The 20,751-nt window shown below is 68.0% G+C and carries 27 protein-coding genes; all 27 read left to right on the forward strand.

Annotated features, from left to right (window positions below; translation table 11 throughout):
- The first annotated feature begins 23 nt into the window (after nt 1-23).
- The 27 genes from HKK73_RS05025 (at nt 24) to secY (ending at nt 20,743) form a co-directional block, all read left to right on the forward strand.
- Entirely contained in the window at nt 24-3,905 is a 3,882-nt protein-coding gene (locus HKK73_RS05025; protein ID WP_021479868.1) for a DNA-directed RNA polymerase subunit beta', read from the forward strand.
- Nucleotides 3,906-4,361: 456 nt separating this feature from the next.
- Nucleotides 4,362-4,736 carry a 30S ribosomal protein S12 gene (gene rpsL / locus HKK73_RS05030; RefSeq protein WP_021479869.1) on the forward strand — a complete coding sequence of 125 codons (375 nt, stop codon included), beginning with the start codon at nt 4,362-4,364 and terminating at the stop codon, nt 4,734-4,736.
- Complete coding sequence (gene rpsG, locus HKK73_RS05035) at nt 4,736-5,206, forward strand: 30S ribosomal protein S7 (protein ID WP_021479870.1); 471 nt, start codon at nt 4,736-4,738, stop codon at nt 5,204-5,206. Before rpsL ends, rpsG begins: the two co-directional genes overlap by 1 nt.
- A 117-nt stretch (nt 5,207-5,323) precedes the next feature.
- A complete protein-coding gene (gene fusA, locus HKK73_RS05040) occupies nt 5,324-7,426 on the forward strand; it encodes an elongation factor G (protein WP_021479871.1) in 2,103 nt (700 codons plus the stop codon).
- Between the two features lie 127 nt (nt 7,427-7,553).
- Nucleotides 7,554-8,750: an elongation factor Tu gene (tuf, locus tag HKK73_RS05045; protein ID WP_021479872.1), complete on the forward strand. Its 1,197-nt coding sequence runs from the start codon at nt 7,554-7,556 to the stop codon at nt 8,748-8,750.
- A gap of 479 nt (nt 8,751-9,229) precedes the next feature.
- Nucleotides 9,230-9,538, forward strand: coding sequence for a 30S ribosomal protein S10 (gene rpsJ, locus HKK73_RS05050; protein WP_012867945.1), 309 nt, complete (start codon nt 9,230-9,232; stop codon nt 9,536-9,538).
- A gap of 14 nt (nt 9,539-9,552) precedes the next feature.
- Nucleotides 9,553-10,215 (forward strand): 50S ribosomal protein L3, encoded by a 663-nt coding sequence (gene rplC, locus HKK73_RS05055; RefSeq protein WP_034654911.1) that lies wholly within the window; start codon nt 9,553-9,555, stop codon nt 10,213-10,215.
- Nucleotides 10,216-10,220: 5 nt separating this feature from the next.
- The gene (gene rplD / locus HKK73_RS05060; RefSeq protein WP_034654917.1) at nt 10,221-10,925 is read left to right on the forward strand and encodes a 50S ribosomal protein L4; all 705 of its coding nucleotides are present in this window, start codon (nt 10,221-10,223) and stop codon (nt 10,923-10,925) included.
- A complete protein-coding gene (rplW, locus tag HKK73_RS05065) occupies nt 10,922-11,212 on the forward strand; it encodes a 50S ribosomal protein L23 (protein WP_021479876.1) in 291 nt (96 codons plus the stop codon). The genes rplD and rplW overlap by 4 nt, the downstream gene beginning before the upstream one ends.
- 31 nt (nt 11,213-11,243) lie before the next feature.
- Nucleotides 11,244-12,080 carry a 50S ribosomal protein L2 gene (gene rplB, locus HKK73_RS05070; protein ID WP_021479877.1) on the forward strand — a complete coding sequence of 279 codons (837 nt, stop codon included), beginning with the start codon at nt 11,244-11,246 and terminating at the stop codon, nt 12,078-12,080.
- A 15-nt stretch (nt 12,081-12,095) separates the two neighbouring features.
- Complete coding sequence (gene rpsS / locus HKK73_RS05075; RefSeq protein WP_021479878.1) at nt 12,096-12,377, forward strand: 30S ribosomal protein S19; 282 nt, start codon at nt 12,096-12,098, stop codon at nt 12,375-12,377.
- 58 nt (nt 12,378-12,435) lie between these two features.
- Nucleotides 12,436-12,807, forward strand: a complete 372-nt coding sequence (rplV, locus tag HKK73_RS05080; RefSeq protein WP_021479879.1) for a 50S ribosomal protein L22 — start codon at nt 12,436-12,438, stop codon at nt 12,805-12,807.
- On the forward strand, nt 12,807-13,652 hold the full coding sequence (gene rpsC, locus HKK73_RS05085; RefSeq protein ID WP_034654910.1) for a 30S ribosomal protein S3: 846 nt from the start codon (nt 12,807-12,809) through the stop codon (nt 13,650-13,652). Before rplV ends, rpsC begins: the two co-directional genes overlap by 1 nt.
- A gap of 3 nt (nt 13,653-13,655) precedes the next feature.
- Nucleotides 13,656-14,075: a 50S ribosomal protein L16 gene (rplP, locus tag HKK73_RS05090; protein WP_021480428.1), complete on the forward strand. Its 420-nt coding sequence runs from the start codon at nt 13,656-13,658 to the stop codon at nt 14,073-14,075.
- Nucleotides 14,075-14,311 (forward strand): 50S ribosomal protein L29, encoded by a 237-nt coding sequence (rpmC, locus tag HKK73_RS05095; protein ID WP_021480429.1) that lies wholly within the window; start codon nt 14,075-14,077, stop codon nt 14,309-14,311. Before rplP ends, rpmC begins: the two co-directional genes overlap by 1 nt.
- Nucleotides 14,312-14,322: 11 nt before the next feature.
- On the forward strand, nt 14,323-14,613 hold the full coding sequence (rpsQ, locus tag HKK73_RS05100; protein WP_021480430.1) for a 30S ribosomal protein S17: 291 nt from the start codon (nt 14,323-14,325) through the stop codon (nt 14,611-14,613).
- A 206-nt stretch (nt 14,614-14,819) separates the two neighbouring features.
- A complete protein-coding gene (rplN, locus tag HKK73_RS05105; RefSeq protein ID WP_021480431.1) occupies nt 14,820-15,188 on the forward strand; it encodes a 50S ribosomal protein L14 in 369 nt (122 codons plus the stop codon).
- A gap of 2 nt (nt 15,189-15,190) precedes the next feature.
- Nucleotides 15,191-15,532, forward strand: a complete 342-nt coding sequence (gene rplX / locus HKK73_RS05110) for a 50S ribosomal protein L24 (RefSeq protein ID WP_021480432.1) — start codon at nt 15,191-15,193, stop codon at nt 15,530-15,532.
- On the forward strand, nt 15,532-16,101 hold the full coding sequence (gene rplE / locus HKK73_RS05115; protein ID WP_021480433.1) for a 50S ribosomal protein L5: 570 nt from the start codon (nt 15,532-15,534) through the stop codon (nt 16,099-16,101). Before rplX ends, rplE begins: the two co-directional genes overlap by 1 nt.
- 1 nt (nt 16,102) lies before the next feature.
- A complete protein-coding gene (locus tag HKK73_RS05120; protein WP_021480434.1) occupies nt 16,103-16,288 on the forward strand; it encodes a type Z 30S ribosomal protein S14 in 186 nt (61 codons plus the stop codon).
- An 81-nt stretch (nt 16,289-16,369) separates the two neighbouring features.
- Nucleotides 16,370-16,768 carry a 30S ribosomal protein S8 gene (rpsH, locus tag HKK73_RS05125; protein ID WP_021480435.1) on the forward strand — a complete coding sequence of 133 codons (399 nt, stop codon included), beginning with the start codon at nt 16,370-16,372 and terminating at the stop codon, nt 16,766-16,768.
- 19 nt (nt 16,769-16,787) lie between these two features.
- A complete protein-coding gene (rplF, locus tag HKK73_RS05130) occupies nt 16,788-17,324 on the forward strand; it encodes a 50S ribosomal protein L6 (RefSeq protein WP_021480436.1) in 537 nt (178 codons plus the stop codon).
- A 2-nt stretch (nt 17,325-17,326) separates the two neighbouring features.
- Complete coding sequence (rplR, locus tag HKK73_RS05135; protein WP_021480437.1) at nt 17,327-17,698, forward strand: 50S ribosomal protein L18; 372 nt, start codon at nt 17,327-17,329, stop codon at nt 17,696-17,698.
- A 40-nt stretch (nt 17,699-17,738) separates the two neighbouring features.
- Complete coding sequence (gene rpsE / locus HKK73_RS05140) at nt 17,739-18,395, forward strand: 30S ribosomal protein S5 (protein ID WP_021480438.1); 657 nt, start codon at nt 17,739-17,741, stop codon at nt 18,393-18,395.
- Nucleotides 18,395-18,577, forward strand: coding sequence for a 50S ribosomal protein L30 (gene rpmD / locus HKK73_RS05145; RefSeq protein WP_021480439.1), 183 nt, complete (start codon nt 18,395-18,397; stop codon nt 18,575-18,577). The genes rpsE and rpmD overlap by 1 nt, the downstream gene beginning before the upstream one ends.
- Before the next feature lie 2 nt (nt 18,578-18,579).
- Nucleotides 18,580-19,134 carry a 50S ribosomal protein L15 gene (gene rplO / locus HKK73_RS05150; protein ID WP_074808895.1) on the forward strand — a complete coding sequence of 185 codons (555 nt, stop codon included), beginning with the start codon at nt 18,580-18,582 and terminating at the stop codon, nt 19,132-19,134.
- Nucleotides 19,135-19,444: 310 nt separating this feature from the next.
- Nucleotides 19,445-20,743, forward strand: coding sequence for a preprotein translocase subunit SecY (gene secY / locus HKK73_RS05155; protein ID WP_171467568.1), 1,299 nt, complete (start codon nt 19,445-19,447; stop codon nt 20,741-20,743).
- Nucleotides 20,744-20,751 lie beyond the last annotated feature (8 nt).

Here is a 20,751-nt window from a genome sequence, read left to right on the forward strand (position 1 = left end):
GCAGGCGAAGGAAGTAGGACAACTTGCTCGACGTCAACGTCTTCGACGAGCTGCGTATCGGCCTGGCCACGGCCGACGACATCCGTGCGTGGTCGCACGGTGAGGTGAAGAAGCCCGAGACCATCAACTACCGCACCCTCAAGCCCGAGAAGGACGGACTCTTCTGCGAGAAGATCTTCGGCCCCACCCGGGACTGGGAGTGCTACTGCGGCAAGTACAAGCGCGTGCGCTTCAAGGGCATCATCTGCGAGCGCTGCGGCGTCGAGGTGACGCGCTCGAAGGTGCGTCGTGAGCGCATGGGCCACATCGAGCTCGCCGCGCCGGTCACGCACATCTGGTTCTTCAAGGGCGTGCCCTCGCGCCTCGGCTACCTGCTCGACCTCGCCCCGAAGGACCTCGAGAAGGTCATCTACTTCGCGGCGTACATGATCACCTCGGTAGACGAGGAGGGCCGCCAGGAGGACCTCCCGAACCTCCAGAACGAGATCGACCTGGAGAAGAAGGAGATCGCGGACGCCCGCGACAACGACATCAACTCCCGCGCCCAGAAGCTCGAGGCCGACCTGGCCGAGCTCGAGGCCGAGGGTGCCAAGGCCGACGCGCGCCGCAAGGTCCGCGACTCGGCCGAGCGCGAGATGGCGCAGATCCGCAAGCGCGCCGACGCCCAGCTCGACCGTCTCGAGCAGGTGTGGGACCGCTTCAAGAACCTCAAGGTCGCCGACCTCGAGGGCGACGAGATGCTGTACCGCGCCCTCCAGGACCGCTACGGCACCTACTTCGAGGGCTCGATGGGCGCCGCGGCGATCCAGAAGCGTCTCCAGGACTTCGACCTGGAGGCGGAGGCCGAGTCCCTGCGCGAGACCATCCGCTCGGGCAAGGGCCAGCGCAAGACGCGTGCCCTCAAGCGCCTCAAGGTCGTCAACGCGTTCCTCACCACGACGAACTCGCCCACGGGCATGGTGCTCGACGCCGTCCCGGTCATCCCGCCGGACCTGCGCCCGATGGTGCAGCTCGACGGTGGCCGCTTCGCGACGAGCGACCTCAACGACCTGTACCGCCGCGTGATCAACCGGAACAACCGCCTCAAGCGTCTCCTCGACCTGGGTGCGCCGGAGATCATCGTCAACAACGAGAAGCGGATGCTCCAGGAGGCCGTGGACTCGCTGTTCGACAACGGCCGCCGTGGTCGTCCGGTCACCGGCCCGGGCAACCGCCCGCTCAAGTCCATCTCGGACATGCTCAAGGGCAAGCAGGGTCGTTTCCGTCAGAACCTGCTCGGCAAGCGCGTCGACTACTCGGGCCGTTCGGTCATCGTCGTCGGCCCGCAGCTCAAGCTGCACCAGTGCGGCCTGCCGAAGCAGATGGCGCTCGAGCTGTTCAAGCCGTTCGTCATGAAGCGCCTCGTGGACCTCAACCACGCGCAGAACATCAAGAGCGCGAAGCGCATGGTCGAGCGTGCCCGCCCGGTCGTGTGGGACGTGCTCGAAGAGGTCATCACGGAGCACCCCGTGCTGCTCAACCGTGCACCGACGCTGCACCGCCTGGGCATCCAGGCGTTCGAGCCGCAGCTCGTCGAGGGCAAGGCGATCCACCTGCACCCGCTCGTCTGCGCCGCGTTCAACGCGGACTTCGACGGTGACCAGATGGCCGTCCACCTGCCCCTGAGCGCCGAGGCGCAGGCCGAGGCCCGCATCCTCATGCTCTCGAGCAACAACATCCTCAAGCCGTCGGACGGCCGTCCGGTGACCATGCCCTCGCAGGACATGATCATCGGTCTGTACCACCTGACGAGCGACCGCGAGGGCGCCGAGGGCGAGGGTCGTGCGTTCGGCTCGGTGGCCGAGGCGATCATGGCGTTCGACCAGGGCACCCTGGACCTCAACGCCCGGGTGAAGATCCGCACGACGGACCTCGTCCCGCCGGTCTCCGGCTTCGAGGCTCCCGAGGGCTGGGAGGAGGGTCAGCCGATCCTCTTCGACACCACGCTCGGTCGCGCGCTGTTCAACGAGACGCTCCCCGTCGACTACCCGTACGTGAACTCGGTCGTCGACAAGAAGCGCCTCTCGGCGATCGTCAACGAGCTCGCGGAGCGCTACCCGAAGGTCGAGGTCGCGGCGTCGCTCGACGCGCTGAAGGCCGCCGGCTTCCGCTGGGCGACCCGCTCGGGCGTCACGATCGCGATCTCCGACGTGGCGACGCCCAAGGAGAAGGCCGTCATCCTCGAGCAGCACGAGGAGCGCGCGCTCAAGGTCCAGCAGCAGTACGACCGTGGTCTCATCACGGACGACGAGCGCCGTCAGGAGCTCATCGAGATCTGGACCCAGGCGACGGACAAGGTCGCGTCGGTCATGCGCGAGAACCTCGAGGCGAACGACCGCAACACCGTGTACCGCATGGTCGGTTCGGGTGCGCGTGGTAACTGGATGCAGGTCCGTCAGATCGCCGGTATGCGCGGTCTCGTGGCGAACCCGAAGGGCGAGATCATCCCGCGCCCGATCAAGTCCAACTACCGCGAGGGCCTGTCCGTCCTCGAGTACTTCATCGCGACGCACGGTGCTCGCAAGGGTCTGGCGGACACCGCGCTGCGGACCGCCGACTCGGGCTACCTCACGCGTCGTCTCGTGGACGTGTCGCAGGACGTCATCGTCCGCGAGGAGGACTGCGGCACCGAGCGCGGCCTGACCCTGCCGATCGCCGAGGAGCTCGCGGGCAAGCTCGTGCGCCACCCCAAGGTGGAGACGAGCGTCTACTCGCGCACCCTCGCGGCCGACCTGGTCGACCCCGACGGGAACGTCGTCGGCAAGGCCGGCGACGACGCGGGCGACGTCCTCATCGACGCCGCGGTCACCGCGGGTGTCCGCGAGGCCAAGGTCCGCTCGGTCCTCACGTGCGAGTCGCGCGTCGGCACGTGCGCCAAGTGCTACGGGCGCTCGCTCGCCACGGGCAAGCTCGTCGACATCGGCGAGGCGGTCGGCATCATCGCCGCCCAGTCGATCGGTGAGCCGGGCACGCAGCTGACGATGCGTACCTTCCACACCGGTGGTGTCGCCTCCGCGGACGACATCACGCAGGGTCTGCCGCGTGTCACGGAGCTCTTCGAGGCCCGTACCCCCAAGGGTGAGGCGCCCATCGCGGAGTTCTCGGGCCGGATCGCGATCGACGACTCGGAGCGCTCGCGCCGTCTGGTGCTCACGCCGGACGACGGCTCGGAGGAGATCGCCTACCCGGTGACGAAGCGTGCCCGCCTGCTCGTGCAGGACGGCGACCACGTGAACGTCGGCACGCAGCTCGTCCAGGGTGCGGTGGACCCGAAGAAGGTCCTGCGCATCCTCGGCCCGCGCGCCACGCAGAAGCACCTGGTGGACGAGGTCCAGGAGGTCTACCGCTCGCAGGGCGTGGACATCCACGACAAGCACATCGAGGTCATCGTGCGGCAGATGCTGCGTCGCGTGACCGTGCTCGACTCGGGCGACTCGCACCTCCTGCCGGGCGAGCTCGCCGAGCGCGGCCGCTTCGAGGACGCGAACCGTCGCGCGGTGGCGGAGGGTGGCCAGCCGGCCTCCGGCCGTCCGGAGCTGATGGGCATCACGAAGGCGTCGCTCGCGACGGACTCGTGGCTCTCGGCCGCGTCGTTCCAGGAGACGACTCGCGTGCTCACCGAGGCGTCGATGAGCGGTCGTCGCGACCCGCTCCTCGGCCTCAAGGAGAACGTCATCATCGGTAAGCTCATCCCGGCCGGTACCGGTCTTCCCCGGTACACCAAGGTTCAGGTCGAGCCGACCGAGCAGGCCAAGACGGAGCTCTACCCGAGCTTCGGCTACGACGAGATCGACTTCCCGGCGCTCGGCATGGGATCCGGCGAGGCGATCCCGCTCGAGGACCTGGACTTCGGCGACTACCGCTGACGTCCCACGACGGGTGCCCGTCGGCTGCCGCGCCTCGTGCGCGGTGGCCGGCGGGCACCCGTCGTCGTCCCTCCTGCGGGACGACGACGAGCCCGGGGGAGCGGCCGCGCTCGCGACCTGCTCCTTTGACTCCTTGCCGGGTGGCAGGTAACCTGGTAAACCGTGCCCGCGCCGTCGGGCCCTCCGTGATGTCCCTGGCGGGACGGTGCGGGCGAGCGATCGTCGCACACCGCCGCGTGGCGGTCTCCGGACGGGCCGATGTGAGTGCCCGGGCACTCCGGATCCCGGTCCTGGTGGCGCGCTCGCGCCCACGGCCCGGAGCCGGACCATCGAGCCGGTGGTAGGTGGCTGCTGCAGCGTCTCTCGCGCTGCGGGTGCCTCGTGCGATCGGCTCCAGCAGCCCGCACGACCACCATCGGGGATAGCCCCGGTAGCTCGAGAAGACACGGAGACGTAGTGCCTACGATCCAGCAGCTCGTCCGCAAGGGGCGGACCTCGAAGGTGGGGAAGTCCAAGACTCCCGCCCTCAAGGGCTCCCCGCAGCGGCGCGGTGTGTGCACGCGCGTGTACACCACCACCCCGAAGAAGCCGAACTCCGCGCTGCGCAAGGTCGCTCGCGTGAAGCTCTCCTCCCAGGTCGAGGTCACGGCCTACATCCCCGGCGTCGGCCACAACCTCCAGGAGCACTCCATCGTGCTCGTGCGCGGCGGTCGTGTGAAGGACCTCCCGGGTGTGCGCTACAAGATCGTGCGCGGCGCGCTCGACACGCAGGGCGTGAAGAACCGCAAGCAGGCCCGCAGCCGCTACGGCGCCAAGAAGGAGAAGAGCTGATGCCTCGCAAGGGCCCGGCCCCGAAGCGGCCGCTCATCGTCGACCCGGTCTACGGGTCTCCCGTCGTCACGCAGCTCATCAACAAGGTGCTGCTCGACGGCAAGAAGTCCACCGCCGAGTCGATCGTCTACGGCGCCCTCGAGGGCGTCCGGGCGAAGACGGACGGCGACCCGGTCGTCGTGCTCAAGCGCGCGCTCGAGAACGTCCGCCCGGCGCTCGAGGTCCGCTCGCGCCGCGTCGGTGGTGCGACCTACCAGGTCCCGGTCGAGGTGCGCCCGGCGCGTGCGACGACCCTCGCGCTGCGCTGGCTCACGGACTACTCGCGCGCCCGTCGCGAGAAGACCATGACGGAGCGCCTCATGAACGAGATCCTCGACGCGAGCAACGGCCTCGGCGCCGCGGTCAAGCGCCGTGAGGACATGCACAAGATGGCGGAGTCCAACAAGGCCTTCGCCCACTACCGCTGGTAGTCCGCACGACGGGCCCCGGGGACCGGAACGGTCCCCGGGGCCGTCGGCGGGTCGAGGCCGGTCACCCCGGTCCGAGCAGCGCCCCCGACTCAACCCATCTAACGAGGGAAGCAGACCGTGGCACTTGACGTGCTGACCGACCTGAGCAAGGTCCGCAACATCGGCATCATGGCCCACATCGATGCCGGGAAGACCACGACCACCGAGCGCATCCTGTTCTACACGGGTGTGAACTACAAGCTCGGCGAGACGCACGACGGCGCGTCCACGACCGACTGGATGGAGCAGGAGAAGGAGCGCGGCATCACGATCACGTCCGCCGCCGTCTCGTGCTACTGGAACAAGAACCAGATCAACATCATCGACACGCCCGGCCACGTCGACTTCACGGTCGAGGTCGAGCGCTCCCTGCGCGTGCTCGACGGCGCCGTCGCCGTCTTCGACGGCAAGGAAGGTGTCGAGCCGCAGTCGGAGACGGTGTGGCGCCAGGCGGACAAGTACAACGTCCCCCGCATCTGCTTCGTCAACAAGATGGACAAGCTCGGCGCGGACTTCTACTTCACCGTCGACACGATCATCAACCGCCTCAAGGCGAAGCCGCTGGTCATCCAGCTCCCGATCGGGGCCGAGAGCGACTTCACCGGTGTCGTGGACCTGCTCGAGATGAAGGCGCTCGTCTGGCACGGGGAGACCCAGCTCGGCGAGGCGTACGACACCGAGGAGATCCCCGCGGACCTGGTCGAGAAGGCCCAGCAGTACCGCAGCGAGCTCGTCGAGGCCGTCGCCGAGGCCGACGAGGAGCTGCTCGAGAAGTACCTCGGTGGCGAGGAGCTGACGATCGCCGAGCTCAAGGCCGGCATCCGCAAGCTCGTCATCGCGGGCGAGGCGTTCCCGGTCCTGTGCGGCTCCGCGTTCAAGAACAAGGGCGTCCAGCCCATGCTCGACGCGGTCATCGACTACCTGCCGTCGCCCCTCGACGTGCCGGCCATCGACGGTCACGACCCGAAGGACGAGGAGAAGGTCATCCAGCGTCACCCCGACGCCTCGGAGCCGTTCTCCGCGCTCGCCTTCAAGGTCGCGGCGCACCCGTTCTTCGGCAAGCTCACCTACGTGCGCGTGTACTCCGGTCGTGTCGAGCCCGGCCAGCAGGTCGCCAACTCGACCAAGGGCAAGAAGGAGCGCGTCGGCAAGATCTTCCAGATGCACTCCAACAAGGAGAACCCGGTCGACGAGGCGAGCGCCGGTCACATCTACGCGGTCATCGGCCTCAAGGACACCACGACCGGTGACACGCTGAGCGACATGGCGAACCCGGTCATCCTCGAGTCGATGAGCTTCCCCGAGCCCGTCATCGACGTGGCGATCGAGCCGAAGACGAAGGCCGACCAGGAGAAGCTCTCCACGGCGATCCAGAAGCTCGCCGAGGAGGACCCGACCTTCCGCGTCAAGCTGGACGACGAGACCGGCCAGACCGTCATCGGCGGCATGGGCGAGCTCCACCTCGACATCCTCGTCGACCGCATGCGTCGCGAGTTCAAGGTCGAGGCGAACGTCGGCAAGCCGCAGGTCGCATACCGCGAGACGATCCGCCGCAAGGCCGAGAAGATCGAGTACACGCACAAGAAGCAGACCGGTGGGTCCGGGCAGTTCGCGAAGGTCCAGGTGACCTTCGAGCCGCTCGACACGTCCGAGGGCGAGCTCTACGAGTTCTCCAACGCGGTCACCGGTGGTCGCATCCCGCGCGAGTACATCCCCAGCGTCGACGCCGGCATCCAGTCCGCGATGGAGCTCGGCGTGCTCGCCGGCTTCCCGCTGGTCGGGGTGAAGGCGATCCTGCTCGACGGCGCCTACCACGAGGTCGACTCCTCGGAGATGGCGTTCAAGATCGCCGGCTCGATGGTCCTCAAGGAGGGCGTCAAGCGGGCGGACCCGGTTCTGCTGGAGCCGGTGATGGCGGTCGAGGTGCGTACGCCCGAGGAGTACATGGGCGACGTCATCGGCGACCTGAACTCACGTCGTGGAATGATCCAGTCCATGGAGGACGCGACGGGTGTGAAGGTCGTCCGGGCCCACGTACCGTTGTCAGAGATGTTCGGGTACATCGGTGACCTCCGGTCCAAGACCCAGGGTCGTGCGGTGTACTCGATGCAGTTCGACAACTACGCCGAGGTTCCTCGGAACGTTGCCGAAGAGATCATCAAGAAGACCCGGGGCGAGTGAGTCCCCACAGGTCGAAGACCCGCACAACCATCAACCTGTAGGAAACCGCAACGCCCCGCGGATGTAGGATCTCTCGGTCGACATTCGCAACGTTCGGCACATCTACCCAAGTCCCAGGAGGACCCCAGTGGCTAAGGCCAAGTTCGAGCGGACCAAGCCGCACGTCAACGTCGGCACCATCGGTCACGTCGACCACGGTAAGACGACGCTGACGGCAGCGATCTCGAAGACGCTCGCGGACACGTACCCGGACCTGCCGGCGAACACGCAGCGCAACTTCGACGAGATCGACGCGGCTCCCGAGGAGAAGCAGCGCGGTATCACGATCAACATCGCGCACATCGAGTACGAGACGCCGAAGCGCCACTACGCGCACGTCGACGCCCCGGGTCACGCCGACTACATCAAGAACATGATCACCGGTGCCGCCCAGATGGACGGCGCGATCCTGGTGGTCGCCGCGACCGACGGCCCGATGGCCCAGACGCGCGAGCACGTCCTGCTCGCCCGCCAGGTCGGCGTGCCGTACCTGCTCGTGGCGCTCAACAAGTCCGACATGGTCGACGACGAGGAGATCCTCGAGCTCGTCGAGATGGAGGTGCGCGAGCTCCTCTCCTCGCAGGAGTTCGACGGTGACAACGCGCCGGTCGTGCGCGTCTCCGGTCTCAAGGCGCTCGAGGGCGACCCCGAGTGGACCGCGAAGATCCTCGAGCTCATGGAGGCCGTGGACGAGAACGTGCCCGAGCCCGTCCGCGAGCTCGACAAGCCGTTCCTCATGCCCGTCGAGGACGTCTTCACGATCACCGGTCGTGGCACCGTCGTCACCGGCAAGGTGGAGCGTGGCACGCTCGACCTCAACTCGGACGTCGAGATCGTCGGCATCCGCTCGCCCCAGAAGACCACGGTCACGGGCATCGAGACGTTCCACAAGCAGATGGACCAGGCTCAGGCCGGCGACAACACCGGTCTGCTCCTGCGCGGCATCAAGCGCGAGGACGTCGAGCGCGGCCAGGTCGTCGTGAAGCCGGGCTCGATCACCCCGCACACGCAGTTCGAGGCGCAGGTCTACATCCTGGGCAAGGACGAGGGCGGCCGTCACAACCCGTTCTACTCGAACTACCGTCCGCAGTTCTACTTCCGCACGACGGACGTCACCGGCGTCATCACGCTGCCCGAGGGCACCGAGATGGTCATGCCCGGCGACAACACCGAGATGACGGTCGAGCTGATCCAGCCGATCGCCATGGAGGAGGGCCTCGGCTTCGCCATCCGTGAGGGTGGCCGCACCGTCGGCTCGGGCCGCGTCACCAAGATCCTCAAGTGATCTGACGCTGCCTCTGCAGCACCTCGTCGAAGGCCCGGTCCCGTCCGCGGGGCCGGGCCTTCGGCCTGCGGTCACCGTCACACCGGCGTCGCGTCGTCCCGACTTGGACGACGGCGGCTTCGTGTGGCAGACTGTTCAGGTTGCCTGTTACGGGTGCGCTCTTTCACGTGTCGAACAGTGTGTTGAACCGGTCCTCTCGCCGAGGGCCAGGACCCCGGGACTTCTCCCGGGTCTGCGGGTTGAGCTCTCTGTGTCGCCATGGATCGAGTACCCCGCGGAACACACGTTCCGACAGGCTCGCACAAACGTTGTGGTCCGGTTCGCGGAGCCGTGCGTCAGCACGGAGCCCGGCGGGAGTCCACATATCCAACGGCCCTGCGCCTCTTGGCGTGTGCGCCCAGGTGCGTCGCGACTACGCGACACGCCCGAGCGCGGGGGTCGGACAGCTAGCGGTTCGAGAGAGAGAGTCAGACGACGCCATGGCGGGACAGAAGATCCGCATCCGGCTCAAGTCCTACGACCACGAGGTCATCGACAGCTCGGCGCGCAAGATCGTCGACACGGTGACGCGCGCTGGTGCAACGGTCGTGGGTCCGGTGCCGCTGCCGACGGAGAAGAACGTCTTCTGCGTCATCCGGTCGCCTCACAAGTACAAGGACAGCCGCGAGCACTTCGAGATGCGCACGCACAAGCGGCTGATCGACATCATCGATCCCACGCCGAAGGCGGTCGACTCGCTCATGCGTCTCGACCTGCCGGCTGACGTGAACATCGAGATCAAGCTCTGAGGCTGGAGGACATCATGACTACCCCCCAGCAGAACGCGCGCCCGGTCACCGCGGTGCTCGGCACGAAGCTCGGGATGACGCAGCTCTGGGACGAGGCCGGGCGCCTCGTGCCCGTCACCGTCGTCGCGGTCGGCACGAACGTCGTGACGCAGGTGCGCACGTCGGACGCCGACGGCTACGCCGCCGTGCAGCTCGCCTACGGCCAGATCGACCCGCGCAAGGTCACGAAGCCGCTCAAGGGCCACTTCGAGAAGGCCGGCGTCACGCCGCGCCGCCACGTCGCCGAGGTCCGCACCGCCGACGCCACCGAGTACTCGCTCGGCCAGGAGATCACCGCGGAGGCCTTCGAGGCCGGCGCCGTGGTCGACGTCGTGGGCACGACCAAGGGCAAGGGCACCGCCGGTGTCATGAAGCGTCACGGCTTCTCCGGCGTGGGTGCCTCCCACGGCTCGCACCGCAACCACCGCAAGCCCGGCTCGATCGGTGGGGCCTCGACCCCGTCGCGAGTCTTCAAGGGCCTGCGCATGGCCGGTCGGATGGGCAACGTCCGTCAGACCACCCAGAACCTGACCGTCCACGCGGTCGACGCCGAGAAGGGTCTGCTGCTCGTCAAGGGCGCGGTTCCCGGCCCCAAGGGCGGCGTCGTCCTCGTGCGCAGCGCCGCGAAGGGAGCGTGAACCCCATGTCCGCTCTGACCGTTGACGTGCTGGACCCCAAGGGCAAGAAGGCCGGCACCGCCGAGCTCCCCGCCGAGGTGTTCGACGTCGAGCTCAACGTCCCGCTGATCCACCAGGTCGTCGTCGCCCAGCGTGCTGCCGCACGCCAGGGCACCCACGACACCAAGTCCCGCGGCGAGGTCCGCGGTGGTGGTCGCAAGCCGTACAAGCAGAAGGGCACCGGCCGCGCCCGCCAGGGTTCGACCCGTGCGCCGCAGTTCGCCGGCGGTGGCGTCGTCCACGGCCCGACGCCGCGCTCGTACGACCAGCGGACGCCCAAGAAGATGAAGGCCGCCGCGCTCCGCGGTGCCCTCTCGGACCGCGCCCGCAACGGCCGCGTCCACGTGGTGACCGGCTTCGGCGTCGACGGCGTGCCGTCGACCAAGACCGCCGTCACGACGCTCGCCAAGCTCTCCGGGCGCAAGCACGTCCTCGTCGTCACCGAGCGTGGCGACGAGCTGACGATCAAGTCGCTGCGGAACGTCGAGCAGGTTCACCTCCTGGTGGCCGACCAGCTCAACACCTACGACGTGCTCGTCTCCGACGACGTCGTCTTCACGCAGGGCGCGCTCGACGCGTTCCTGACGGGCCCGGCCACGGGTCGCTCCGCGAAGGCCGTCGCCACCTCCACCGAGGCGGACGAGACTGCTGCCGAGGAGGCCGCGAAGTGACCACCGTGACCAAGGACCCCCGTGACGTGATCCTCGCGCCGGTCGTCTCCGAGAAGAGCTACGGCCTGCTCGACGAGGGCAAGTACACGTTCGTCGTCGACCCGCGGGCCAACAAGACCGAGATCAAGATCGCCGTCGAGCAGATCTTCTCGGTCAAGGTCGCCTCGGTGAACACGATCAACCGCAAGGGCAAGACGCGTCGCACGCGTTTCGGCCTGGGCAAGCGCAAGGACACCAAGCGTGCGATCGTCACCCTCCGCGAGGGCACGATCGACATCTTCGGCTGAGCCGACGAGAGCAGATTGAGGACAGATCCCCATGGGAATCCGTAAGTACAAGCCGACGACGCCCGGCCGCCGCGGCTCGAGCGTCGCCGACTTCGCCGAGATCACGCGCTCGCAGCCGGAGAAGTCTCTGGTCCGCCCGCTCTCCAAGAGCGGCGGCCGCAACAGCTCCGGTCGTATCACCACCCGTCACAAGGGTGGTGGCCACAAGCGTGCGTACCGCGTGATCGACTTCCGTCGTCACGACAAGGACGGCGTGCCGGCGAAGGTCGCGCACATCGAGTACGACCCCAACCGCACCGCGCGCATCGCGCTCCTGCACTACGCGGACGGCGAGAAGCGCTACATCGTCGCGCCGGCCAAGCTCAAGCAGGGCGACGTCGTCGAGGCGGGCGCGGGCGCGGACATCAAGCCCGGCAACAACCTGCCGCTGCGCAACATCCCGACCGGTACGGTCATCCACGCCATCGAGCTCAAGCCCGGTGGCGGCGCGAAGATCGCCCGCTCGGCCGGTGCGTCCGTGCAGCTCGTCGCCAAGGACGGGCCGTACGCGCAGCTGCGCATGCCCTCCGGCGAGATCCGCAACGTCGACCTGCGCTGCCGCGCGACGGTCGGCGAGGTCGGCAACGCCGAGCAGTCGAACATCAACTGGGGCAAGGCCGGCCGCATGCGCTGGAAGGGCAAGCGCCCGACCGTCCGCGGTGTCGCCATGAACCCGATCGACCACCCGCACGGTGGTGGTGAGGGCAAGACCTCCGGTGGTCGCCACCCGGTGAGCCCCTGGGGCCAGCCGGAGGGTCGTACCCGCCGTCCCAACAAGCCGAGCGACAAGCTGATCGTGCGTCGTCGCCGTACCGGCAAGAAGCGCTGATAGGAGCCTGGAGACATGCCTCGTAGCCTGAAGAAGGGCCCCTTCGTCGACGACCACCTGCAGAAGAAGGTGGACGCTCAGAACGAGAAGGGGACCAAGAACGTCATCAAGACCTGGTCCCGTCGGTCGGTCATCACGCCCGACTTCCTCGGTCACACGTTCGCCGTGCACGACGGTCGCAAGCACACGCCGGTGTTCGTCACCGAGTCGATGGTCGGCCACAAGCTCGGCGAGTTCGCTCCCACGCGGACCTTCCGCGGCCACGTGAAGGACGACAAGAAGGGTCGTCGCCGCTGACCCCCGGGTCAGTCTGGTGACGACCTGGACGGTCAAGAGACAAGAAGGCAGGACAGCAATGGAAGCCAAGGCGCAGGCGCGGTTCGTCCGTGTCACGCCCCAGAAGGCCCGGCGCGTCGTGGACCTCATCCGTGGCAAGCAGGCCTCCGAGGCCGTCGCGGTGCTGAAGTTCGCACCGCAGGCGGCGAGCGAGCCCGTCCGCAAGGTCGTGGAGAGCGCCATCGCCAACGCCCGGGTGAAGGCGGACCGCGCGAGCGAAGCGTTCGAGGAGCAGGAGCTCGTCGTGCGTGAGGCGTTCGTCGACGAGGGCCCGACCCTCAAGCGTTTCCGCCCCCGGGCCCAGGGCCGTGCGAACCGCATCCTCAAGCGCACCAGCCACATCACCGTGGTCGTCGCTCCGCGTGAGAACACGAAGGGAAGTGCCCGATAGTGGGACAGAAGGTTCACCCGCACGGGTACCGCCTCGGCATCACCACCGACCACCGGTCGCGCTGGTTCGCCGACAGCACCAAGCCCGGCCAGCGGTACCGCGACTACGTCCGCGAGGACGTCCAGATCCGCAAGCTCATGAGCACGGGTCTCGAGCGCGCCGGCATCTCCAAGGTCGAGATCGAGCGCACCCGTGACCGCGTCCGCGTGGACATCCACACGGCGCGCCCGGGCATCGTCATCGGCCGCCGCGGCGCCGAGGCCGACCGCATCCGCGGCGAGCTCGAGAAGCTCACCGGCAAGCAGGTGCAGCTCAACATCCTCGAGGTGAAGAACGCCGAGACGGACGCGCAGCTCGTCGCGCAGGGCATCGCCGAGCAGCTCGCGAGCCGCGTCTCGTTCCGTCGTGCCATGCGCAAGGGCATCCAGTCCGCGCAGCGCGCCGGCGCGAAGGGCATCCGCGTGCAGGTCTCCGGCCGCCTCGGTGGCGCGGAGATGAGCCGGTCGGAGTTCTACCGCGAGGGTCGTGTGCCGCTGCACACGCTGCGCGCGTACATCGACTACGGCTTCTTCGAGGCCCGCACCACGTTCGGCCGCATCGGCGTGAAGGTGTGGATCTACAAGGGCGACGTCACCGAGAAGGAGTTCGCCGCGCAGCAGGCCACGGCCGCTCCGCGCCAGGGCCGTGGCGGCCCGCGCGGTGAGCGCGGCGGCGACCGTCGTGGTGGCGGCCGTCGTCCCGAGCGTTCGGCCGAGCGGACCCCCGCGTCCGAGTCGCCGGCGGCGCCCGAGCAGGCTGCTCCCGCCGCAGAGGCGAAGGCCCCTGAGACCGGAACGGAGGCCTGAGTCATGCTGATCCCGCGCAGGCTCAAGCACCGCAAGCAGCACCACCCGTCGCGCTCCGGTGCGGCGAAGGGTGGCACCCAGATCTCGTTCGGCGAGTACGGCATCCAGGCTCTCGAGCCGGCGTACGTGACGAACCGCCAGATCGAGGCTGCTCGTATCGCGATGACCCGCCACATCAAGCGTGGCGGCAAGGTCTGGATCAACATCTACCCGGACCGTCCCCTGACCAAGAAGCCTGCCGAGACCCGCATGGGTTCCGGTAAGGGTTCGCCCGAGTGGTGGGTCGCCAATGTCAAGCCCGGCCGGATCGTCTTCGAGCTGGCGGGTGTCCCGGAGGACCTGGCTCGCGAGGCCATGCGCCGCGCGATCCACAAGCTCCCGATGAAGTGCCGTTTCGTGGTGCGCGAGGGTGGTGGCAACTGATGGCAATCGGAACGAAGGGGCTCGCCCCCGTCGACCTCGACGCCATGGACGACGAGACGCTCGTCGCCGAGCTCAAGAAGGTCAAGGAGGAGCTCTTCAACCTCCGCTTCCAGTCGGCCACCGGCCAGCTGGAGAGCCACGGGCGCCTCAAGGCCGTCCGCCGCGACATCGCGCGGATCTACACGATCCTGCGTGAGCGCGAGCTCGGCATCCGAACCGCGCCGAGCGCCGAGTGAGTGAGGCTGGAATGAGCGAGAACGCAACGAACGCGCCCGAGGCGGCCGAGGAGCGCGCGCACCGCAAGACGCGCCGCGGCTACGTCGTGAGCGACAAGATGGACAAGACCGTGGTGGTCGAGGTCGAGGACCGGGTCAAGCACCCGCTCTACGGCAAGGTCATCCGCCGCACGAGCAAGGTCAAGGCGCACGACGAGCAGAACTCTGCCGGCGTGGGCGACCTGGTGCTCATCATGGAGACCCGCCCGCTGTCCGCGACCAAGCGGTGGCGCCTCGCGGAGATCCTCGAGAAGGCCAAGTGATCCACCGGTCGTGACGGGCGGGCCCCGGCTCGCTCGTCACGACCGCTCTCGTGCCGCACCGCGGTGCGGCAACCAGTGAGGACAGGTCGGGCGGGTCCACCGCCCGGTCCTGGCCGGTTCACCCGCGAGGGACCCGGCACTGACAGCTATCCGTTCGGCAAGGCTCGCCCACGGCGAGAACCGGCTCGACGACAGGAGTTCATTACATGATCCAGCAGGAGTCGCGACTTCGTGTCGCCGACAACACGGGTGCCAAGGAGATTCTCTGCATCCGTGTTCTCGGTGGCTCGGGCCGTCGCTACGCCGGAATCGGCGACGTCATCGTCGCAACCGTCAAGGACGCGATCCCGGGCGGCAACGTGAAGAAGGGCGACGTGGTCAAGGCCGTCGTCGTCCGCACCGCCAAGGAGCGCCGTCGTCCGGACGGTTCCTACATCAAGTTCGACGAGAACGCCGCCGTGATCCTCAAGAACGACGGCGAGCCGCGCGGGACGCGCATCTTCGGCCCGGTCGGGCGCGAGCTGCGCGACAAGCGGTTCATGAAGATCATCTCGCTGGCTCCGGAGGTGCTCTGACCATGGCCAAGATCAAGAAGGGCGACCTCGTCGTCGTCATCGCGGGCAAGGACAAGGGCAAGCAGGGGCGCGTCCTCGAGGTGCTCACCGACCGTGACCGCGTCATCGTCGAGGGCGTCCAGCGCGTCACCAAGCACACCAAGGTCGGCCAGTCGCAGCGCGGCACGCGGACCGGTGGGATCGAGACCGTCGAGGCCCCGATCCACATCAGCAACGTGATGGTCGTCGACCCGGAGACCAAGAAGGGCACCCGCGTCGGGTACCGCACCGAAGAGGTCGAGCGTGACGGCCGCAAGCGCACCGTGCGCGTGCGTGTCGCCAAGCGCTCCGGGAAGGACATCTGATGAGCACCGAGATCGTCGCCCCCGAGGTGCCCCGCCTGAAGCAGCGCTACCGCGAGGAGATCGTCGCCGGTCTGCGCGAGGAGTTCGGGCACGAGAACGTCAACCAGGTCGCCCGCGTCACGAAGATCGTCGTGAACATGGGTGTCGGTGACGCCGCCAAGGACTCGAAGCTCATCGAGGGCGCCATCCGCGACCTGTCCGCGATCACCGGCCAGAAGCCGCAGGTGACCAAGGCCCGCAAGTCCATCGCGCAGTTCAAGCTGCGCGAGGGCATGCCGATCGGCGCGCACGTCACGCTGCGCGGCGACCGCATGTGGGAGTTCCTGGACCGCCTGCTGTCGATCGCCCTGCCGCGCATCCGCGACTTCCGCGGCCTGTCGCCCAAGCAGTTCGACGGGAACGGCAACTACACGTTCGGCCTCACGGAGCAGTCGATGTTCCACGAGATCGACCAGGACAAGATCGACCGTGTCCGCGGTATGGACATCACGATCGTGACCACGGCGACGACCGATGACGAGGGCCGCTCCCTGCTGCGCCGTCTCGGCTTCCCCTTCAAGGAGAACTGACATGGCGAAGAAGGCCCTGATCAACAAGGCGGCCGCCAAGCCGAAGTTCGCGGTCCGCGCCTACACCCGGTGCCAGAAGTGCGGTCGCCCGCACTCGGTGTACCGCAAGTTCGGCCTGTGCCGCATCTGCGTGCGCGAGATGGCCCACCGTGGTGAGCTTCCGGGCGTCACCAAGAGCAGCTGGTAACAACTACGTCGTAGGTCCTGGCGGAGCGCGTCGCTCGACGCGCCCCGCCCGGATACCACGTCGAGGAAGGGCTAGAGCCCGATGACGATGACCGACCCGATCGCAGACATGCTGACGCGTCTGCGGAACGCGAACTCGGCTTACCACGAGACGGTGACCATGCCGTACTCGAAGCTGAAGTCGCACATTGCCGAGATCCTCCAGGCCGAGGGCTACATCTCCGGCTGGAGCGTCGAGGACGCGACGGTGGGCAAGAACCTCACCATCCAGCTCAAGTTCGGCCCGAACCGTGAGCGCAGCCTCGCCGGCGTGCGCCGCGTGTCGAAGCCCGGCCTGCGCAAGTACGTCAAGTCCACCGAGCTGCCGAAGGTTCTCGGCGGCCTGGGCGTGGCGATCCTGTCCACGTCCTCCGGTCTGCTCACCGACAAGCAGGCCGCCACGAAGGGCGTGGGCGGCGAAGTCCTCGCCTACGTCTGGTAACCCGGAAAGGAGATACGCCATGTCTCGAATCGGCAAGATCCCCGTTCCGGTTCCCGCCGGAGTGGACGTCACCATCAGCGGCGCGCTCGTGACCGTGAAGGGCCCCAAGGGCTCGCTCGAGCACCACGTGCCCGCCCCCATCCAGGTCGCTCAGGAGGACGGCACCCTCGTGGTGTCGCGCCCGAACGACGAGCGCGAGTCCCGCGCGCTGCACGGCCTGACCCGCACCCTCCTGGCGAACCTCGTCCAGGGCGTGACGCAGGGCTACGAGAAGAAGCTCGAGATCGTCGGCACCGGTTACCGCGTGACGGCCAAGGGCTCGGACCTCGAGTTCGCCCTCGGCTTCAGCCACCCGGTCGTCGTGACCCCGCCCGCGGGCATCACGTTCGCGGTCGAGAGCCCGACGAAGTTCTCGGTCTCCGGCATCGACAAGCAGCAGGTCGGCGAGATCGCAGCGAACATCCGCAAGATCCGCAAGCCCGAGCCGTACAAGGGCAAGGGTGTGCGTTACGCCGGCGAGGTCGTCCGCCGCAAGGCTGGAAAGGCTGGTAAGTAACGATGGCTCTGAAGGTTCTCGGCAAGGGCAAGGCCGTCGCGCGTCAGCGCCGGCACCTGCGCCTGCGCAAGAAGATCAAGGGGACCGCCGGTCGTCCGCGCCTCGTGGTGACGCGTTCCACGCGTCACATCACGGCTCAGGTCGTGGACGACACGATCGGTCAGACGCTCGCGTCGGCCTCGTCGCTCGAGGCGGACCTGCGTGCGCTCGACGGCGACAAGAGCGCCAAGGCCCGCAAGGTCGGCGAGCTCGTCGCCGAGCGTGCGAAGGCCAAGGGCGTCGACTCCGTCGTCTTCGACCGTGGTGGCAACAAGTACCACGGTCGGGTCGCTGCGGTCGCCGACGGCGCTCGCGAGGGCGGTCTGTCCCTGTGACGACGCCGACCATCCCCACACGGAAGCAAAGGATTCTCTGATGGCTGCAGGGCAGCGCAGCAACACCGGCGCCCCCACGGGTGCCGCCAACGAGTCGAGCGACCAGAACGCGCGCGGGGGGCGCCGCGACGACCGTCGCGGTGACCGTCGCGACGGTCGCCGTGGCGACGCAGCCGAGAAGAACGCCTTCGTCGAGCGCGTCGTCACCATCAACCGCGTCTCCAAGGTCGTCAAGGGCGGCCGCCGCTTCAGCTTCACCGCGCTCGTCGTGGTGGGCGACGGCGACGGCACCGTCGGCGTCGGCTACGGCAAGGCGAAGGAGGTGCCCGCGGCGATCGCCAAGGGTGTCGAGGAGGCCAAGAAGAACTTCTTCAAGGTCCCGCGCATCCAGGGCACCATCCCGCACCCCATCCAGGGTGAGGCCGCCGCCGGCGTCGTGTTCCTCCGTCCGGCCGCTCCGGGTACCGGTGTGATCGCCGGCGGTCCGGTGCGCGCCGTGCTGGAGTGCGCGGGCATCCACGACGTGCTGAGCAAGTCGCTCGGCTCGTCCAACGCGATCAACATCGTGCACGCGACCGTCGAGGCCCTGCGCAACCTGGAGCAGCCTGAGGCTGTCGCCGCGCGCCGTGGTCTCCCGCTCGAGGACGTGGCCCCGGCCGCGCTCCTGCGTGCCCGTGCTGCGGGGGTGAACGCCTGATGGCCAGGCTCAAGGTGACCCAGACGAAGTCCGCCATCGGCGGCAAGCAGAACCAGCGCGACACGCTGCGCACTCTGGGCCTCAAGCGGATCGGCGACACCGCCGTGAAGGAGGACCGCCCGGAGATCCGCGGCATGGTCGCGACGGTGGCGCACCTCGTCACCGTTGAGGAGGTCGAGTGACCATGGCTGAGAAGGCCACCAAGGAGACCGCCGAGGCTCCGAAGAAGAAGACCGCTGCGAAGGCGTCGGCTCCGGCGAAGGCCGAGCAGACCCCCGCGCAGACCGAGGGTGCCGGCGGCACGCTCAAGGTCCACCACCTGCGTCCGGCTCCCGGCGCCAAGAAGGCCAAGACCCGCGTGGGTCGTGGTGAGGCGTCGAAGGGTAAGACGGCGGGCCGTGGTACCAAGGGTACGAAGGCTCGTTACCAGGTTCCCGAGCGCTTCGAGGGCGGGCAGATGCCTCTGCACATGCGCCTCCCGAAGCTGCGCGGCTTCAAGAACCCGTTCCGCACCGAGTACCAGGTCGTGAACCTGGACAAGCTCGCGGCGCTGTACCCCGAGGGTGGCCAGGTCACCGTCGAGGACCTCGTCGCGAAGGGCGCGGTCCGCAAGGGCCAGCTCGTCAAGGTGCTCGGCACGGGTGAGATCACCGTCAAGCTCGAGGTCGCGGTCGACGCCCTCTCGGGCGCGGCTCGCGAGAAGATCCTCGCGGCCGGCGGTTCGGTCTCGGAGGACTGACACACCTGGACAGGGCCGGTGGCGCGTACGCGCCGTCGGCCCTGTCCGCGTCTGAGGGCGCCTCCCTGCACGACCCGTGGTCCGTCCGGCAGCGGACCACGGTCTAGACTCTCCGACGGCTGTCTCCCCGCACCCCGGGGGTGACCGCCGTCACTCCCAGGTCCACGGCCGGCCCGTCCGGTGATCGGGACCGACTTGCCGTTCGACGCGGCGCTACGGCTAGGGTGCCTCTTGGCGCCCGTGCCGTGCGTCACACCTCGCCGGGCCTCCCGGCGACACGACATCCCGCCTCGGCGGGCCAGGAGGATAGGTGCTCAGCGCATTCGCCCGGGCTTTCCGGACGCCCGACCTGCGGCGCAAGCTGCTGTTCACGATCGCGATCATGGCGATCTTCCGGGTGGGGTCGTTCATCCCCACGCCCGGCGTGGACTACCCCAACGTGCAGCAGTGCATCGAGGAGACCGCCGACGGCAACGACCTGCTCAGCCTGGTCAACCTCTTCAGCGGCGGCGCGCTGCTCCAGCTGTCGATCTTCGCGCTCGGCATCATGCCGTACATCACCGCGAGCATCATCGTCCAGCTGCTGCGCGTCGTGATCCCTCGCTTCGAGGCGCTCCACAAGGAGGGCCAGTCGGGCCAGGCGAAGCTCACGCAGTACACGCGCTACCTGACGATCGCGCTCGCCATCCTCCAGTCGACGACCGTCATCACGACGGCGCGCAACGGCCTGCTCTTCCAGGGCTGCTCCGTCGACGTCATCCCGGACGCCAGCTTCGTCACGATGGCCCTCATGGTCATCACGATGACAGCGGGCACCGGCCTCATCATGTGGCTCGGCGAGCTCATCACGGAGCGCGGCGTCGGCAACGGCATGTCGCTGCTCATCTTCACGTCCATCGCCGCGAGCTTCCCGACCGCCCTGTGGTCGATCGCCGGCGGCGCGAACGGCGCGACGAACTTCATCATCATGATCGCGGTCATCGTGCTCGTCATCGGGCTGGTCGTGTTCGTCGAGCAGTCGCAGCGCCGCGTGCCGGTGCAGTACGCCAAGCGCATGGTCGGTCGCCGGATGTACGGCGGCTCGAGCACCTACATCCCGATCAAGATCAACATGGCGGGCGTCATCCCGGTGATCTTCGCGGCCTCGCTGCTCGCGGTCCCGGGCCTCATCGCGCAGTTCGGCGACCAGAGCGCCGACTGGGTGATCTGGATCAGCACCAACCTGGCCGACCCGTCCGCGCCGCTGCACATCCTGCTGTACGTGCTGATGATCCTGTTCTTCTGCTTCTTCTACACGTCGATCACGTTCAACCCGGACGAGGTCGCGGACAACATGAAGAAGTACGGCGGCTTCATCCCGGGCATCCGTGCCGGCCGGCCCACCGCCGAGTACCTCGACTACGTCATCACCCGCATCACCTCCGCGGGTGCCATCTACCTCGCGCTCGTCGCACTGCTGCCGACGCTGGTCCTCATCGGGCTCGGCGTGAGCACGAACATCCCGTTCGGTGGCTCCTCGATCATCATCGTCGTCGGCGTCGGCCTGGAGACGGTCAAGCAGATCAACTCCCAGCTGCAGCAGCGCCACTACGAAGGGTTCCTCCGTTGAGCAACGCC

The sequence above is a fragment of the Cellulosimicrobium sp. 72-3 genome, from assembly GCF_013127315.1.
Classification (GTDB): Bacteria; Actinomycetota; Actinomycetes; order Actinomycetales; family Cellulomonadaceae; genus Cellulosimicrobium; species Cellulosimicrobium funkei.

Bases quoted from the DNA above. Each gene is read 5' to 3' on its own strand.
- rpsG (WP_021479870.1), top strand. From the start codon at position 4,736: ATGCCTCGCAAGGGCCCGGCCCCGAAGCGGCCGCTCATCGTCGACCCG.
- rpsJ (WP_012867945.1), top strand. From the start codon at position 9,230: ATGGCGGGACAGAAGATCCGCATCCGGCTCAAGTCCTACGACCACGAG.
- rplC (WP_034654911.1), top strand. From the start codon at position 9,553: ATGACTACCCCCCAGCAGAACGCGCGCCCGGTCACCGCGGTGCTCGGC.
- rplD (WP_034654917.1), top strand. From the start codon at position 10,221: ATGTCCGCTCTGACCGTTGACGTGCTGGACCCCAAGGGCAAGAAGGCC.
- rplB (WP_021479877.1), top strand. From the start codon at position 11,244: ATGGGAATCCGTAAGTACAAGCCGACGACGCCCGGCCGCCGCGGCTCG.
- rpsS (WP_021479878.1), top strand. From the start codon at position 12,096: ATGCCTCGTAGCCTGAAGAAGGGCCCCTTCGTCGACGACCACCTGCAG.
- rplV (WP_021479879.1), top strand. From the start codon at position 12,436: ATGGAAGCCAAGGCGCAGGCGCGGTTCGTCCGTGTCACGCCCCAGAAG.
- rplP (WP_021480428.1), top strand. From the start codon at position 13,656: ATGCTGATCCCGCGCAGGCTCAAGCACCGCAAGCAGCACCACCCGTCG.
- rpmC (WP_021480429.1), top strand. From the start codon at position 14,075: ATGGCAATCGGAACGAAGGGGCTCGCCCCCGTCGACCTCGACGCCATG.
- rpsQ (WP_021480430.1), top strand. From the start codon at position 14,323: ATGAGCGAGAACGCAACGAACGCGCCCGAGGCGGCCGAGGAGCGCGCG.
- rplN (WP_021480431.1), top strand. From the start codon at position 14,820: ATGATCCAGCAGGAGTCGCGACTTCGTGTCGCCGACAACACGGGTGCC.
- rplX (WP_021480432.1), top strand. From the start codon at position 15,191: ATGGCCAAGATCAAGAAGGGCGACCTCGTCGTCGTCATCGCGGGCAAG.
- rplE (WP_021480433.1), top strand. From the start codon at position 15,532: ATGAGCACCGAGATCGTCGCCCCCGAGGTGCCCCGCCTGAAGCAGCGC.
- HKK73_RS05120 (WP_021480434.1), top strand. From the start codon at position 16,103: ATGGCGAAGAAGGCCCTGATCAACAAGGCGGCCGCCAAGCCGAAGTTC.
- rpsH (WP_021480435.1), top strand. From the start codon at position 16,370: ATGACGATGACCGACCCGATCGCAGACATGCTGACGCGTCTGCGGAAC.
- rplF (WP_021480436.1), top strand. From the start codon at position 16,788: ATGTCTCGAATCGGCAAGATCCCCGTTCCGGTTCCCGCCGGAGTGGAC.
- rplR (WP_021480437.1), top strand. From the start codon at position 17,327: ATGGCTCTGAAGGTTCTCGGCAAGGGCAAGGCCGTCGCGCGTCAGCGC.
- rpsE (WP_021480438.1), top strand. From the start codon at position 17,739: ATGGCTGCAGGGCAGCGCAGCAACACCGGCGCCCCCACGGGTGCCGCC.
- rpmD (WP_021480439.1), top strand. From the start codon at position 18,395: ATGGCCAGGCTCAAGGTGACCCAGACGAAGTCCGCCATCGGCGGCAAG.
- rplO (WP_074808895.1), top strand. From the start codon at position 18,580: ATGGCTGAGAAGGCCACCAAGGAGACCGCCGAGGCTCCGAAGAAGAAG.